We start from the raw sequence: 14,932 nt of genomic DNA, 5'->3' as shown, positions 1-14,932 counted from the left end.
CCTCCCTACGCGTCGTCGGCCGCGAGCTCGTCGTGGAGCTCCCGGGCGCGCGCCGCGTGGCGCAGCGCCGCGGCGCCCTCGCCGATCGCGGCGGCGTGCGCCGCGGCGCGGTCGTACGCCGCCGCGGCCGCCCGCAGATCGCCGCCCCGCTCGTAGTGGTGGGCGAGGAGGGCGGCCCCCTCGTCGCGCGCCTCCACGTTCGACGCGCGGTGCTCGATCCAGTCGGCGACGAGCAGGTGGATCCGCCGGCGGATCTTGAGGCTCAGCATCTCGTAGGCGACCTCGCACGTCGCCTGCTCCACGAACACGTACTCGCGCTCGCCGGGGAACGACGCGGGGGAGCGGAGCCGGATCAGCTGGCGCTCGCAGAGGCGCGCGAGCAGCTCGGCGGTGGACGCGCTGCCCCCGTGGCGCACCGAGAACGGCGGATCGAGATCCTGGAGCTCCGCGAGGATGCGCTCGCTCGACATCGGCGAGCGCGCCTGCGGGGCGTCGTTCCGGAGCCGCTCGACCGCGCCCTCCCAGAAGGTCCGGCCGACGACCGCGGCCTGCGCGAGGAGGCCGCGCGCGCCTTCGTCCAGGCGGTCGAGGCGCGCCTGGACCACGCCGTGCACCGCCGGCGGCAGGCTCAGCGCGCCGATCGCGTCGTCACGGACGTGCCACGCGCCGTCCTGGGCCTCGATGGCGCCGGCGTCCACGAGGAGGTGGAGCGTCTCCTCCACGGTTCGCGGGTTGCCTTCGGAGCGCTCGGCGATCGCGCGCACGAGCTCGTGGTCGAGCGCGGAGGCGCCGCGGAGCCGATCCCGGATCATCTCCTCCGCGTGCCGCCGCGCGAGCGGCGACGCGTCGACGCGGACGTACGCTTCCTTCCCGACGCCCCAGTCCGGGCGGCGCTCGTAGAGCTCGGGGCGCGCGGTGCACACCATGCAGAGCGGCAGCCCCTCGGCGTTCGCCACGAGCTCCTCGACGAGGTCGAGCGTCGCGTCGTCGGCCCACTGCAGGTCGTCGCACACGATCACCATCGGCGTCCGTTCGAGCGCGAAGGTGACGAGCAGCGCCAGCGCGGAGGCGATCCGGCGCCTCGCCAGCACGCTGCCGCGCGCCGCGGCCTCGAGGAGCCCGGCGGGCGCGGGCCGCGCGCCCAGGATGGCCGCCAGCCGGGCGAGGATCTCCTCGAGGTCGCTCCCCCCCGTCGGCCTCGACAGCGAGGGGGACGGATCGAGCTCGTCGTCGTCCTCGTACCGCGCCGCCCCGGCTCCCCTGCGCCCGCTGACGGTCGAGCTGATCGGCCCTCGGAGCGGGACGGACGAGGTGCGGGTCACGATGGGCGACGCGCCCCCGAGCGCGGCGGCCCTGGCCCCCGCGCCGGCGGCCTCCCGCTCGGCGCGGACGCGGGCGCGCGCGGCGCGCAGCCGGATCCAGCGCAGGCCGCGGCGCAGCTTGCGCAGGATGACCTGGGCCGGATCGGCCTCGTGGATCCCGAACCAGCGGCGGAGCAGCGCGCCGGCCAGGCCATAGCTCGAATCCTGCGCGAGCGCCGAGCACTGCGCCGACAGGACGAGCAGCCCCCCGGGCGGCGCCAGCGCGTACCCGCGCTCCGAGGAGGGCGCGCCGCCCCCGGCGCCGCCGTCGCGGAGGCCCGCGAAGAGCTCTGCGAGCATCCGCGTCCGTCCCACGCCGGGCGCGCCGACCAGCGTGATGAGGCGCGGCCGCCGCTCGTGGAAGGCGGTCTCGACGAGATCACACAGGCGCTGCATCTCCGCGCCGCGCCCGACGAGGCGCGTCGAGAGCCCATGGAAATCGGGCGGTACGAGCGCGTGGTGGAGCGGCGCCTCGCCGAGCACGCGGTAGATCGGCGGCGCCGCGCCGTGCGCGGTGGACGCCGGCGGCGCCGCCGGCGCCCGGACCGCGCCGGCGCTCGCGCCCGCGTCGAGCGCCTCGACAAGGAAGCGCCCGAGGACGAGGCGCCGGGTGTCGCGGCCGATCACGATCGCGCCGCGCGGCGCGAGCTGCTGCAGGTGCCCCGCGCCGTCGACCGCGTCGCCGATGACGGCGAGATCTTGCCGCGCCGAGCCCCCGACGCCGACGAAGGCCCGCCCCGTCGCGATCCCGAACCGCACCGAGAGGCGGACCGAGCGTGCGGCGCGCGGCAGCGTGAGGCGCGGGATCGCGGCCTGCGCGCCGAGCGCCGCGACGATCGCTCGCTCGGCGTCGCTGTCGGTCGAGCGAGGGACGCCGAAGACCGCCATGACGCGCCCGCCGATCGGTCGCTCCACGATCCCGTGCATCTGCTCGACGTGCTCCGCGAGCACCTGATAGCAGCGGTCGACGACGTCCTTGACGTCCTCGGGATCGAGCCGCGACGAGAGCGCGGTCGCCTCGGACAGATCCGCGAAAAGGACGGTGCAGACCCGGTGCTCACCGCCCTCGAACGGCAGCGCGGCCCGGGTCCGAGGCGAGCCGCGATCGGAGCTCACGCTCCCCCTCATCCCGCTGCTGTCCGGCGCCCGCCACGGCGTCGACGACGGCGGCAGCGACGGCGGAGGGACGGACAGCGCCGGCGGCGGCGGCAGCGGCGGCAGGTGGACGGCGGCGAGGTCGAGCAGCCCGTCATCCGCGTCGTCGTTCGCGTCGCCCTGGCCGAATGCGGGCGCGCGCAGGGTGTCGCGCGCCACGACGACGACGCTGGAGCGGTGGGCGGCCTCCAGGGCGGCCCACATCTCGCCGAGGTTGTGGAACCGCTGCGAGGGGTTGATCGCGAGCGCTCGGCCGAGGACCGCCTCGACGTCAGCGTTCGCGTTCACCCCGCGGGCGCGGAAGCTCGGCCGGATCGCCTCGTCGCTCGAGGCGACGAAGAGCTGGATGACGTCGCCGCCCGAGAGGGCGGGCTGACCGCTCGCGACCTCGATGAGGATGAGGGCCATCGCATAGACGTCGGTCCAGGGCCCCGTCGCGCCGAACCGCGGGCTGAACTGCTCGGGCGCGCCGTACTGCGGCGTGAAGGCGCGGAACGTTCGTCCCGTCTGGACGAGCGCCTCTGCGAACGTCGGCGTCTCGGAGAAGACCTTGGCGAGGCCGAAGTCGAGCACCTTCATGCGGTCGCCGAGCAGGAACAGGTTGGCCGGCTTGACGTCACGGTGAGACACGTTCTCGTCGTGGGCGACGGCGAGCGCGGAGGCGACCGGCGCGAGGAGCCGGATCGCCTCGCCGAGGCTCCTCGGCGGGAGCTTCTCGGCGCTGCGGCGCTTGAGATCCTGCTCGAGCGTCTCGCCCTCCAGCCACTCCATGACGATGTACGGCGTCCATGGCCCCTTCGGAGCGGCGGCGGCGCCGATGTCGAGCGCCTGGACGATGCCCATCGTCCGGCGGGAGAGCTGGTGGAGCAGGCGCGCCTCCTCGCGGAACTTGGCGAGGAAGCCGTCCTGCTGGTCAGGGCTTAGACCCGCGGGGATCTTGAGACATTTGACGGCGACCGGCGAATCGAAGCCGAGGTGCCGGGCCCTGTAGACGACGCCGAACGCTCCCTCGCCCGCCAGCGCCTCGACGGCGAACTGGCCGTCGATGATCGACCCCACCCAGCCGAACGGGTCGCTGGCCTGCATCGTTGCCTAGGCTACCTGTTGCGCCGAACCCCGAGCAAGAGAAGCAACGGCCGCGGGCGAGGGGATGTGCGAGGCGGGGCGCGCGTGGGGCCCCGCCGACCCGCGGCTCCAAGGAGGGAAAGGGGCCATGACGGCCGCAGCGGGCGACTGGCATGGATCCATCTCCGCTGGCCGGCTAACGGAGGCAGGAGATGCGAGCTCGACGGCGCCGATCTGCCTACATGAGCGCTGCGGCGCCGCGGCAGAACTCGGACCGCCGGACCACCGCAGATCCGGTTCATCGAGGCGCACTGCCGTCCTCGCGCTTCTCTCATCGCCACGCGCACCACGCGGCGCGTACCGGTGGATCGAGCACGAAGACGAGTCCCCTGGATCGGAGACAGGCAGCTCATGGGCGCTCCTGCCTGCCACGGTCGGCCTGCGCTGCATGCCCTCACGAGCCCGCAGCGTCGCCGAAGCAGCCGTATCCCTTGCCCCACAGCGGGAATTCAGAAGGGCGAGGGAGAGCGCGCCGCATCGCTTCGCCGTCGACCGCCGCGGACGGCGGCGCCATCCTGAACGCATGAACTTCCTGCTTCATCGCCACCTCGCCGCGCGCGACCTCGGCTCGGCCGCCGCGGGTGCGGCGGCGATGCTCCCGGACCTCTGGCGCATGGCCGACCGGCGCGTCAGGCCCTCGCGCGCGCCCGATCGTCCCGCCGCCCCGCCGGCCCGCCTCGCCGAGGTGCTGGCCGGCATCGACCACCACGTCGCCGCCGACCGCTGGTTCCACGCCGCCCCTGTCTTCGTGGAGGGCGAGCGCCGCCTCGCCGCCGCGTTGCGCGCCGCCTCGCTCGGCGCGCCCCGGCTCGCGCTCTTCGCCCACGTGCTCTGGGAGATGTGCCTCGACGGCGCGCTCGTCCGCAGGACCGGCCTCGCGCCCCTCCTCGACGACCTCCGCGCCGGCCTCGAGGCCATCGACGGCGCCCCGACCGAGGCCGCCGCCTCGATCCACCACTTCCAGCAGCGCGCCCCCTCCCCCGCCGGCGCCCTCGCCGATCGCGCCGCCTTCGAGTCGCGGCTCCGTCGCATCTGCGACGAGCTCGCCCGCGGCCCCTGGATCGCCGGCTACCAGGACGGCGCCGGCCTCGTCCTCCGCCTCTCAGGCGTGCGCGCGCGCTTCGGCATGCCCCCGTTCACCCCGGACCAGCACGCCCGCCTGGCCGCGCTCCTCGACACCCTCGCCGCCTCCGCAGACGAGGCGCTGATCGACCTCATCCACACCGCGCCGAAGCACTGAAGCGCCCCCTCTTCTCCCTCATCGATAACAGCGACCGCCTCACCTACTCGTGGACGATGATTGTGGTCCCTTCGCCCAGCTCTTCGCCTGTGTTGATCGCGTGCCATCCGGGCGGCACCGGGGGATCGGTCCACAGGAACAGCCGGTGGGCGTCGATGGGCGACAGGTTGATGCAGCCGTGGCTGCGCGGCGTGCCGAAGACGTCGTGCCAGTACGCTGCGTGGAGCGCGTAGCCGCTCGCGAAGTACTGGATGTACGGCACGTCCTTGAGGGCGTAGGTCCCCTCGCCGCGGCGCCGCGTCACGCCGTACTCCCCGTCGCCCTTCCGGGGGACCACCTTCTCGCCCGCCGCGGGCTTCGCCGCCGCGCTCGCGCCGGGCTTCTTCGAGGCGCGCTCCTTCGACGAGCCGCCCTTGTCCGGCTTCGCGCCGCGCGAGGCCGACGGCGCGTCGGCGGTCGTCTCCGCGCGGCCGCCGACGCTCGACGACTCGTTCGAGTCCATCGTCGCCGTGATGTGCTTGTTGCGGATGCGGAAGACGCCGCGCACCGTCGCGGTCGTGGTCTTGGGATCGGCCACCCCGGCCTGGCCGGTCGAGACCAGCGTGGCGTAGACCGGGCGCTTGCCCTCCCAGAGGACCAGCGTCTGGTGCGTGATCGACACCTCGATCCACTTCTCGCCCTTCTCGGCGACCTCCGGCCACGCGGACGGCGCGACCGCGAGCCCGACGTCCAGCTGGCTCACGTACCGCTGATCCCGGGTGCGGTAGTACTTCACGCCCTCGATCCGGCGCATCCTGCCGGTCAGCGGGACGATGTCCCGGAACGGCAGCTCCTTGCCCGGCGTCGCCTTGTCGCCCTGGATCTGGACGTCGCGAGCGCCGCGCGCGCGGACGAAGGCGAGCGGCAGCGTGAGCGCATCGGTCAGCTCGACCCCGTGCCAGGGAGAGCCGGTGTCGGGCTTGATCTTCGTGGCAGGCGCGAGCCGCAGATCGGTCGTGATCGCGAACCGCCGGCTCAGCGACTCCGGTCCGGTCGCGAACGATCCGATCAGCGACAGCCCGGTGAAGCGCCGCGCACGATCGGCGAAGACCGCGTAGTCCGGGACCTTGAAGTCGCTGATGTTGCGGATGAGGCGCTTGCCGCCCTCGAGCCAGAACGGGATCGGGTCGCCGTCCCCTTCCCCGCCGAGCAGGGCGCCCTCGCCGAGCTCGAGCGAGTTCTTCCCCAGGCCGAGCTCACCGAGCTGCTTGCCCGGAAGCGGCACGCCGCGCGCGTCGATCGCCACGTCGTTCGCGCCGAGGATGACCCGCTGCACGGTCGCCTTGTTCTCCTCGAACCACGACAGGTGCTCGTCGAGCTTGAACTCCGATTTGCGCTGCTCCTCGGCGGTGGGGACGCGCAGGTAGAGCGGCAGCACAGCGCGGACGAAGGCGTACCGGTACGGGAGCGCGGTCCTCAGGTTCGGCCCGGGGCCGGCGGCCTTGAGGATCGGGTCGTTCAGGTCGAGCGTCGCGTCCTCGCCCACGCAGAGGTAGCCGTGGGGCTCGATCGCGTACCAGCCGCCCGGACAGCCCGCGGTGCCGGCGGGCTCGGCGGCGCGGGGCACCCTGGAGCCGACGCGCAGGTACCCGAGCTTCTTCGACGTGTCGCGCGGCTCCTTGTAGACGGTCGCCACGAAGGCCGTCACGCCGAGCAGCGGCTTGTCGCTCGGCGGCCACGCGGGCGCCGCGAGCTCCGCGGGCGCGGCCTGCCCGTCGGTCGCCGTGAGCGCCGCGGGGGCCGCGCCTTCGCCCGCGGCGCCGGTGGGGGCCGCGGCCCCCGCGTCCGCCGGGACGTCCGCGGGCTTGCGACAGCCGCACGCCGCCGCCGTGAGCGCCGCGAGGTGAGCGAGACAGAGAGCGAGGCGCGCCGCGCGCCGCGCGCCGTGAGGCTTCCCGGAGGACAGCAGGGCGCCCATGCGGGCGTACTTGCCAAAATCGGCGCGCGACGAAAAGCCCAAAACACGCCGCGGCGCGCGCCGGCGCTGGTTCCTCGAGGCTCCGCCCCGAACCCCGGCGTCCGCTTCGCGGCCGCTCTGGTTGCGCGCTTCAGCGAGCCCTGGCGGGATTTCCGGCGCGCGCACCTAGGCCAAGAGGCCCGGCAACACCCCCGTGCAGTAGGCGGGGTTGCCGAACGTCGACACGTCCACGCCCATCGCGTTGCACAGCGCGACGAGCAGGTTGTTGTGGGGATCGCCGGTATAGCGCAAAAATCTTCCAGTCCTGAGCGCACCGCCGGCGCCCCCCGCGATCACGTACGGCATGTCGCTCCGCGAGTGGCTCTGCCCCTCCGAGATGTCCGTGCACCAGAGCACGAGCGTGTTGTCGAGGAGCGTGCCCGTGCCCTCCTGGACGGCGTCGAGCCTCTCGAGCAGGTACGCGAGCTGCTCCGCCTGCCAGCGCCCGATGTCGACGAGCTGCTGCTGCTTGTCCGCGTCGCCGATGTTCGAGTGCGAGAGCGCGTGGTGCGTCTCCGACTGGCCGAGCCACGTGAACACCTTGCCCGCCTGGGTCGCGCTCCACTGGATGGACGCGACCCGCGTGAGATCGCAGGCGAGCGCCATCGCGAGCAGATCGGTCTGCAGCCTCCCGATCGCGGGGAAGTTGTCGTTCGCGTAGACGTCGAGCGGCTCGCCCAGCGCCGGCAAGGCGCACGCGCCGCCGAGGAGCGCCGGCACGTCGAGCCGCTGCTCGATGTCGTTCAGCGCGTGGAGGTGCTGCTCCAGCTTCCGCCGGTCCTCGCCCCCCAGCTCGCGCGCGAGGGCGCCGTAGTCCTCCATGACGCCGCCGAGCACCCGGCGGCGCAGGACGCGCCGCCGCGCGAGCTCCGCCGGGTCGGCGGTGAGGTCCAGGAACAGCCGGTCGAACGCCGCGCGCGGATCGTCCTCGGGCGGGACCGGCTGGCCCGGGCCGAGGTAGGAGAGTCGCGACGAGACGTTGGCGTACTGGACCTGGACGCCGAGCTCGAGCGACGAGAGCTTCGTGCGATCCCCGAGCCTCGCGGCGAGGAACTGGTCGACCGAGATGCCCCCGCCCCAGCCGACCCGCGCGGCCGGGTTGCAGGCGTACGGGAAGAGGGTCCCCTCCTGGAGCTCCGTGCCCGTGAGCGCCTGGCCGATGCCCTGCTGGTGAGAGTCGCCCGGCCCGTGGTAGGCGGACTCCATGTCGATGCCCTCGACGACGAGGAGCTTGTCCCGGTAGGGAGAGAGCGGCGCGAGGATCTCTCCGAGCTCGAACGACGTCTCGGTCCCGGTCGGCTGCCAGGCCTCCTTCACCGTGCCGAGGCCGGTGAAGAAGACGACGAAGCGCTTCGGGAAATCGACGGCGCTCGCCGAGCCCGCCATGGCGTCGAGGAAGGGGAGCGCGAGGGCGAGCCCGCCGGCCCCGCGCAGGAAGGCGCGGCGATCGAGGCGCCCCCTCGACGCCCGGCGCTGTGCGGCGCCGCTCACGGCGCGCCCCCTGCGTCCGGCGCCGCGCGGCGGTAGCGGAACGCGTCCGTCTGGGTCAGCGCCACGAGCAGCGCCTTGATGTTGTACCCGCTCTCGGCGAACGCCGCCTCGATCTGGCGCATGCTGCACTCGTCCTCCGCCTGCTCGGCGCGGCCGTAGCCGAAGCGGAACCACTGCGTCGCGACGCACTGGCGCACCTCGTCGCTCTCCGCCAGGCGGTGCGCCAGCTCCACCGCCCCGTCGAAGGGCCCATCGACACTCCGGCTCGCCACGATCTCGCCGCTCGCGTCGACCGGGACGCCCTGGTCGACCTCGCGGTAGAGGCCGATCCCGTCGTAGCGCTCGAACCCGAAGCCGATCGGATCCATGAGCCGGTGGCAGCCAGCGCAGGCCGGGTCCTGCGCGTGCTGCTCGAACTGCCGGCGGGTCGGGATCCCTTCCCGCACCGGCGGCGGCTGGATGTCCACGTCGGGCGGCGGCGGCGGCAGGCTCTGGCAGAGCAGCCGCTCCCGGACGAACTTGCCGCGGTGGACGGGCGAGGACTGATCCGGCTTCGCGAGCACCGCGAGCACGCTGGCGTGGGTGAGGAAGCCGGCGCGCTGCGCTGGGTCGAGCGGCACGACCGAGAGCTCGCCGGGCGCCTCCGCGCCGCCCGCGGCGCCCAGGCCGTAGAACGCGCGGAGCTCGGCGTTCATCAGCGAGTAGGGCGCCGTCAGCAGCGTCGCCACGTCGCCGGCGCCGTCCTCGAACACGACGTGATCGAGGAACGCCTCGGTCTCCGCCCGGAGGAGCGCCGGGAGCCCGGCGTGGAAGCCGGGGTAGACCGCCGGGTCCTTGGTGAGGGTGTCGATGTTCGAGAGCTGCAGCCATTGCGCGTGGAAGTTCGCGACGGCGGCGCGGGCGCGCGGATCCTCGAGCATGCGGAGGGCCTGCGCGGCGATCTGCGCCGCGGAGCGGAGCTCCCCCGCGTCGGCTGCCGCGAACAGCGCGTCGTCGGGCATCGAGCTCCAGAGCAGGTACGAGAGCCGCGAGGCGATCTCGTGGTCCGAGAGCGCCACCACGCCCTCGCCGGCCGGATCCGGCATGCCGTGCTCGACGCGGTAAAGGAAGTGCGGCGACTGGAGCAGCGCCTGGATCACGAGCTCGACCCCGGTCGAGAAGCCGTGCTCGTCGCTCCCGAAGGCGAAGAGCCGCGCGAGCCGCTCGCTCTCCGCGGGCGCGAGGGGCCTGCGGAACGCGCGCTTCCCGAGGCGCTCGATGAGCTCGGCGGCGCACGCGTCGGGCCCCTGCACCGCCGGGTCGCACCCCGGAAGGAGCTTCCCGAGATCCTTCGCGGCCCGCGCCGCGATCGCCTCGGAGGCCTTCATGAGCTGCTCGGCGAGGAGCTGCGTGACCCCGAGCGCCGCCGCCTGGTTGTTGAACCCGAGCGCCTCCTCCTCGACCACGAAGGCGTCGGCCGGCGCGCTGTCGTCGCCGAGGAGATCGCGGATCGTGTTGTTGTACTCGAAGCGCGTCATCCGCCGGAGCGGCGACGCGCCCGGCCGGATCTCCGCGCAGCGCGGCGCCTCGCCTTCCGGTCCCCCCGCGGCCCCGCCGCCGCGCCCGCCGGAGCAGGCGGCGGCCGCCGCCACGACGATCGCAAGCCCGAGAGAGCCGCCGGGGCCGCGCGCCGCGCGGCGGTGCCGTCCTCTTGACCGATCCATCTGCCCTCTCCCCTGGGGGACGCGCTGGCCTGCGATGCGATGCGGCGCTGCGCATCGGGCGACGACATTTCTCACGTCGCAGAGGCCCGTCAAGGCGCCAAGAAGACGAGGCTCGGCGCGCCCCGCGAGTTCGATTGTAGCGGAGTCTCGTAGCGACACTGCGCGTCACCCGAAATGTCGCTGAGCCCCTCGAAAGACGCTGGATCCAGCCGGGACATCGCCTGTAGGCTCGCCGCGTGCAAGCTTCGTTTGACGCCGCTGCCGGCAAAAGGCCCGCGCGGAAGCCGACCAGGTTCACAACGCTGTCCCTCTCTTTGAGCCTCTGCGGGAGGATCCTCCTCGGGCTCTCCGCCGCGACGGTCACGACGTTCGCGCTCTCGCCCATCGCGCTCGCCGCCCCCAAGGGGTCGAAGTCGATCGCGATCTACATCGAGGGGCCGAACGCGGACGACATCCGCGAAGACATCGTGTCCCTCGTCCCGGACACGCTGAAGGTCGTGGACGACGACGCGTTCTCGAAGTCGCTGCGCAGCGCCGGCCAGACCAAGCCGGTGGGCGACGCGCTGGTGATGAAGGCCCAGCGGAAGAAGGCGCTCGACCGCATCCGCAAGGCGGGCAAGGCCGCGAAGGTCGAGGGTGTGATCTACGGCGTCTCGCGGACGAACAAGAAGAAGAAGAAAGAGGTCTACCTCGTCTACGTCGACGAGAACGCCGGCGACCTCGCGGTGGACAGCGCTGTGCCGCTGGGCGGCTCGCGGGACGACCGCAAGAAGGCGCTGGAAGAGCTGCTCGGCCCGACGCTCTCGCAGATCGCGCCCGCGGCCGCCGCGGCCGACGACGACCAGCCGAAGGACGGCGGCGACGACGGCGACGGCGAGAAGGACGGCGACGAGAAGGACGGCGACGGCGACGAGAAGAGCAGCGACGACGGCGACAAGGGCGGCGACGACGGCGACAAGGGCGGGAAGCGCAAGCCCCACGACCCCCGCTCGGCGCTCTTCTCGATCGAGGCCGGCGTCGAGTTTGCCGGCCGCTGGTTCGACTACTCCGATCCGGTCACGCAGAACCTCCGGCCCTACGACGTCTTCGGTCAGCCCGCGCTGTCGATCTCCGGCGAGGTGAACCCGCTCGCGTCGACGGACATCCCGGTGCTCAAGGGCCTCGGCATCACCGCGGGGTTCATGATGGCGCCCGGCCTCAACTCGGCGGTGGGCGAGGGCGATCCGCTCGCCACGACCTACCAGCGCATCAACCTGGGGCTGCGGGAGCGGCTGTCGATCGGCGAGTCGTCCGTGCTCGGCATCTCCGCCGGGCTCCGGCTCCTGACCTTCGAGGTCGAAGCGGCTGAGGCCCTCGCCAGTACGGTGCCGAACGTCTCCTACACGCTGGTCCGGGCCGGCCTCGACGCGCGGGTGCCGGTCGGCCCGGTCGCGCTGGCGCTCGGCGCCGAATACCTGTTCCCGCTCTCGTCGGGCGAGGTCTACGATCGGTTCGAGGGCGCGAGCGTGCAGGGCATCGGCGCGATGGCCGGGGTGCTCGTGCCCGTCACGACCGGCGTCGAGGCGCGGCTCCTCGTCGAGTACGCGCGGTTCTTCTCGTCGTTCGAGCCCGCAATCGGCGACCGGTACGTCGCCGGCGGGGCGATCGACCAGTACCTTGGGGTGCGGCTCGCCGGAGCCTATATTTACTGAGCGAGAGAGAGAGGTAGCACGTGACGTACATCGCTTTCCTTGGCGGGCGCACCGCGCTCGCCGCCGCCGTGATGAGCGGCGCCGCGTTCATCATCAGCTGCGCGGGGACCCTCGAGGACAAGGACCAGTACCTCGCCGGCGGCGACGGGCCTGGCGGCGGAAACGGCCAGGGCACCGGCGCGGCGACCGGCGGCGGCGGCGACCCTACAACCACCACCGGCGGTGACGCCGCGACCACCACCGGCGGCGACGCCGCGACCACCGGCGGCGACGCCGCGACCACCAGCGCGAGCAGCGGCGGTGGCGCCGGATGCGCTGAAGCGCAGGCGCTGGTGATGGCGAAGTGCGCCACCGAGTGCCATGATGCAGCCACGCATCTGGCGGAGCTCGATCTGTCGTCGGGGTGGGAGACCAGGGTCGCGGGCGAGGCGGTCGACTGCGGCGGCAACGCCATGGTGCTCGTGCCGGGCGACCCGGACGCCAGCTTGCTCTATCTGAAGGTCACGGAGAACCCCCCGTGCGACAACCGGATGCCGCTCGGCGCCGGGGCGCTCATGGAATCCGAGATAAAGTGTCTCTACGACTACATCGCGGCGCTCCCGCCGTGAGGTAGCGAAGGAGCGTCTGGCCGCGGCAGCGGCGCGGGCGGCGCGGTCGTCCCCTCGATGAGACCGCCTCGTTGGCGCCCCCGTGGCCAAACGCTACGCTCGCCGCGATGCTGCGCCGGCGCTCGTTCTGGATCGCCGCGGCCGCCGTCGCCTACACCGCCTTCGCCGCGCTCCGGGCGTCCGGCGGCCACGGGCCCGCGTGGCTCGCCCTGCTCGGGCTGCCGGTGTTGCTCGCGCTTGGCCTCCGCTGGGTAGAGCGGCCGCCGCGGGGAGAGGACCGGATCGAGCCGGCGGCCCGCCGCGCGGCCGCCGTGTGCCTCACCGGCGCCGCGATGCTCGCCGCCGCGCGGAGCGGCCCCTCCGGGCTCGCGCTGATCGCCCTCGGCAACCTCGGCGCCGCGGCCGCGTCGATGGCCGCCCTGGTCGGGCTCGCGCGCATCGCGGGCCTCGGCGGCCTGCTCGAGCCTCCGCCGAGCACGCGGCGCCTCGACGCGGCGGCGTTCGCGTCGCTCTTCTGGACCGTCGCGGTCGCCCTGCCGGCCGTCTCCGCCGTGGCGCCCGAGCGCGCGGCGGATCTCGATCCGCTGCTCGTCCACTACGCCACCTCCGCAGCGTCGCTCGGCTCGCTCACGGTGACGCTCGTGGCGATCGCGCGCGTCCGCATCGCGCGGCGGCTCGAGCTCGGCGTGGCCGACCGGGTCGAGGCAGCGCTGCTGCTCACGGCGACCGCGCTGGCGGTCGGCCTCGCGGCGGCCTTCGTCGGCGTCGCGCCCCCCGAGTCGATCCTGCCGGTCACGAGCGCCGTCGCGGCGGTCTGCGTCGCGTTCTGCACCGTGGCCGCGGACGCGGCGCAGGTCTCGCGCGCGCTCCGCGGCACGCTCGCCGTCGCGACGCTCGCGACCCCGCCGGCGCTGCTCGCGGTCTACGCCGTGCACCAGGCGCCGCGCGGTGATCTCGGGCTCCGCGGCGCGCCGCAGTCCTCCGTCGGCGTCGCCGTGTTCGGCGCGTGCGCGCTCTGCGCGCTCGCGGGGCTCGCGGCGCCGGCGCTCGCGCGCCGGTTCGCGCCGGAGGGGGCGCGCTGGCTCGGGGCGTTCGACGCCGCGACGCGCGCGGCGATGAACCCGGAGCCGGAGGCGGCGCTCGAGGCGGCGCTCTCCGCGCTTCGCGAGGCGTCGGACGCCGGCGTCGCCGGGCAGGCCCCGCCCGCGCTCTACCTGCTCTCGCCGCCGGAGCAGGTGACCGTCGATCGCGCCGGTTACAAGCACACCGAGCCGGCGGAGGTGCCGGCGCGCCTCATCGAGCTCGCCCAGCTCGAGCCGGAGCGCGTCCTGCGCGTCGAGGCCGCCGAGGCCGTCGAGGTCCGGCGGCCGGAGGTGCGCCCGCTGCTCGCCTGGCTCGCGGAGCGCGACGTCGGCGTGGTCGCCCTTGTGAACGACGCGGAGGGCCCGATCGGGGCCCTCGCCATCCCCCGGGCCCGGCGCGCGTCGCCGATGACGCTGGAGGAGGTGAGCGGCCTGCGCGCGGTCGCCGACCGGCTCGGGGCGGTGATCGCGGTGTCGGCGATGCTGTCGGGGTCGCGCGGCCGCGAGGTCGCCGCCCGCCGCGAGGCCGAGGAGCGGGCGCGCGAGGTGAGCCGGCTCGAGCGCGCCGTGGCGCAGGGCGCGGGGCGGTTCCGCGCGATCGCGGCGCTGCTCGCGCGGCCGGCGCGGGCGGCCGCCTACAGCCCCGCCGCCCGCGCGGCGCTCGAGCAGCTGGAGCGGCTCGGCGTTGCCGGCGGCCCGGTCACGCTGCTGACGGCGCCCGGGATCGACGCGGTGGCGTGGGGCGCGGTCGTCCACTTGACCTCACCGCGCGCGGGCGGCCCGCTGGCGATCGTCGACGGCGCGGCGCCCGTCCCCGAGGGGTTCGCGCAGGCGTTCGCGCAGGCGCGGGGCGCTGCGCCGGCGCGCGACGAGGCGGCTGCGATCGAGGGCTCCGCGGGGACGCCGAGCGCGCTCGCGCTGTGGCGCGATCCGGACAGCTCGCCCATCGAGGCGGCGCGCGGAGGCACGCTGCTCGTGCTCGACGCCCAGGCCTTGCCGTCCGAAGTGCAGAGCTACCTCGGCGCGGCGCTGCCGGACGACGTGGGGCTCGTCGTGGCGGTGCCTCAGACCGTGGACGCGCTCGCGGCGACCGGTCAGCTGAGCGAGCGGCTCGCGGACCGGCTCGGCGACCGGGCCGTCGCGCTGCCCTCGCTGTCGTCGCGCGCCGAGGATCTCCGTGCGCTCGCGCTGGATCACCTCGCGCGCATCGGCGTCCGCCTGCGGGGCCGGCCGTTCGGCCTGGATCTGCGCGCGCTGCAGGCGGTGCTCGACCACCCGTGGCCCGGCAACGACGCCGAGATGGGCGCGGTCCTGCTCCGCGCGGCGCTCGTGGCCAAGGGCGACGTCATCGGCGAGAAGGATCTCGCGGCGATCGGCTTCGCCCCGCCGCCCGAGCCCGCCAGCGGGGCGGACAGCGCCCGCGGCGAGGCGCGCCGCGCCCGGCGGCGGCGCGCGGACCCGAGGGGCTAGGCTACGCCTC

At 74.3% G+C, this 14,932-nt stretch carries 8 protein-coding genes; 4 read left to right on the top strand and 4 right to left on the bottom strand.

What is annotated here, in order from left to right; genetic code table 11:
- Positions 1-5 precede the first annotated feature (5 nt).
- Positions 6-3,602, bottom strand: a complete 3,597-nt coding sequence (locus WME95_RS16445; protein WP_437909296.1) for a protein kinase domain-containing protein — start codon at positions 3,600-3,602, stop codon at positions 6-8.
- 562 nt (positions 3,603-4,164) lie between these two features.
- On the opposite strand from WME95_RS16445, the gene WME95_RS16440 reads away from it, so the two are divergent.
- On the top strand, positions 4,165-4,881 hold the full coding sequence (locus WME95_RS16440) for a hypothetical protein (protein ID WP_437909294.1): 717 nt from the start codon (positions 4,165-4,167) through the stop codon (positions 4,879-4,881).
- Positions 4,882-4,924: 43 nt separating this feature from the next.
- On the opposite strand, the gene WME95_RS16435 is transcribed toward WME95_RS16440, so the two are convergent.
- From WME95_RS16435 to WME95_RS16425, 3 genes are all read right to left on the bottom strand, one after another.
- The gene (locus WME95_RS16435) at positions 4,925-6,838 is read right to left on the bottom strand and encodes a L,D-transpeptidase (protein ID WP_437909292.1); all 1,914 of its coding nucleotides are present in this window, start codon (positions 6,836-6,838) and stop codon (positions 4,925-4,927) included.
- A gap of 165 nt (positions 6,839-7,003) precedes the next feature.
- Positions 7,004-8,368: a DUF1552 domain-containing protein gene (locus WME95_RS16430; RefSeq protein ID WP_437909291.1), complete on the bottom strand. Its 1,365-nt coding sequence runs from the start codon at positions 8,366-8,368 to the stop codon at positions 7,004-7,006.
- Positions 8,365-10,071 carry a DUF1592 domain-containing protein gene (locus tag WME95_RS16425; protein WP_437909289.1) on the bottom strand — a complete coding sequence of 569 codons (1,707 nt, stop codon included), beginning with the start codon at positions 10,069-10,071 and terminating at the stop codon, positions 8,365-8,367. Before WME95_RS16425 ends, WME95_RS16430 begins: the two co-directional genes overlap by 4 nt.
- 236 nt (positions 10,072-10,307) lie before the next feature.
- On the opposite strand from WME95_RS16425, the gene WME95_RS16420 reads away from it, so the two are divergent.
- The 3 genes from WME95_RS16420 to WME95_RS16410 all read left to right on the top strand — a co-directional run bounded on the left by WME95_RS16420 (position 10,308) and on the right by WME95_RS16410 (position 14,922).
- Complete coding sequence (locus WME95_RS16420; RefSeq protein ID WP_437909288.1) at positions 10,308-11,762, top strand: hypothetical protein; 1,455 nt, start codon at positions 10,308-10,310, stop codon at positions 11,760-11,762.
- A gap of 20 nt (positions 11,763-11,782) precedes the next feature.
- On the top strand, positions 11,783-12,370 hold the full coding sequence (locus tag WME95_RS16415) for a hypothetical protein (RefSeq protein ID WP_437909286.1): 588 nt from the start codon (positions 11,783-11,785) through the stop codon (positions 12,368-12,370).
- Positions 12,371-12,477: 107 nt separating this feature from the next.
- On the top strand, positions 12,478-14,922 hold the full coding sequence (locus WME95_RS16410; protein ID WP_437717902.1) for a hypothetical protein: 2,445 nt from the start codon (positions 12,478-12,480) through the stop codon (positions 14,920-14,922).
- Positions 14,923-14,932 lie beyond the last annotated feature (10 nt).

It is taken from the genome of Sorangium sp. So ce327 (genome assembly GCF_051530205.1).
Classification (GTDB): Bacteria; Myxococcota_A; Polyangia; order Polyangiales; family Polyangiaceae; genus Sorangium; species Sorangium cellulosum_B.
This window is presented reverse-complemented; position numbering and strand designations above follow the sequence as displayed.

Bases quoted from the DNA above. Each gene is read 5' to 3' on its own strand.
- WME95_RS16445 (WP_437909296.1), bottom strand. From the start codon at position 3,602: ATGCAGGCCAGCGACCCGTTCGGCTGGGTGGGGTCGATCATCGACGGC.
- WME95_RS16440 (WP_437909294.1), top strand. From the start codon at position 4,165: ATGAACTTCCTGCTTCATCGCCACCTCGCCGCGCGCGACCTCGGCTCG.
- WME95_RS16435 (WP_437909292.1), bottom strand. From the start codon at position 6,838: ATGGGCGCCCTGCTGTCCTCCGGGAAGCCTCACGGCGCGCGGCGCGCG.
- WME95_RS16425 (WP_437909289.1), bottom strand. From the start codon at position 10,071: ATGGATCGGTCAAGAGGACGGCACCGCCGCGCGGCGCGCGGCCCCGGC.
- WME95_RS16410 (WP_437717902.1), top strand. From the start codon at position 12,478: ATGCTGCGCCGGCGCTCGTTCTGGATCGCCGCGGCCGCCGTCGCCTAC.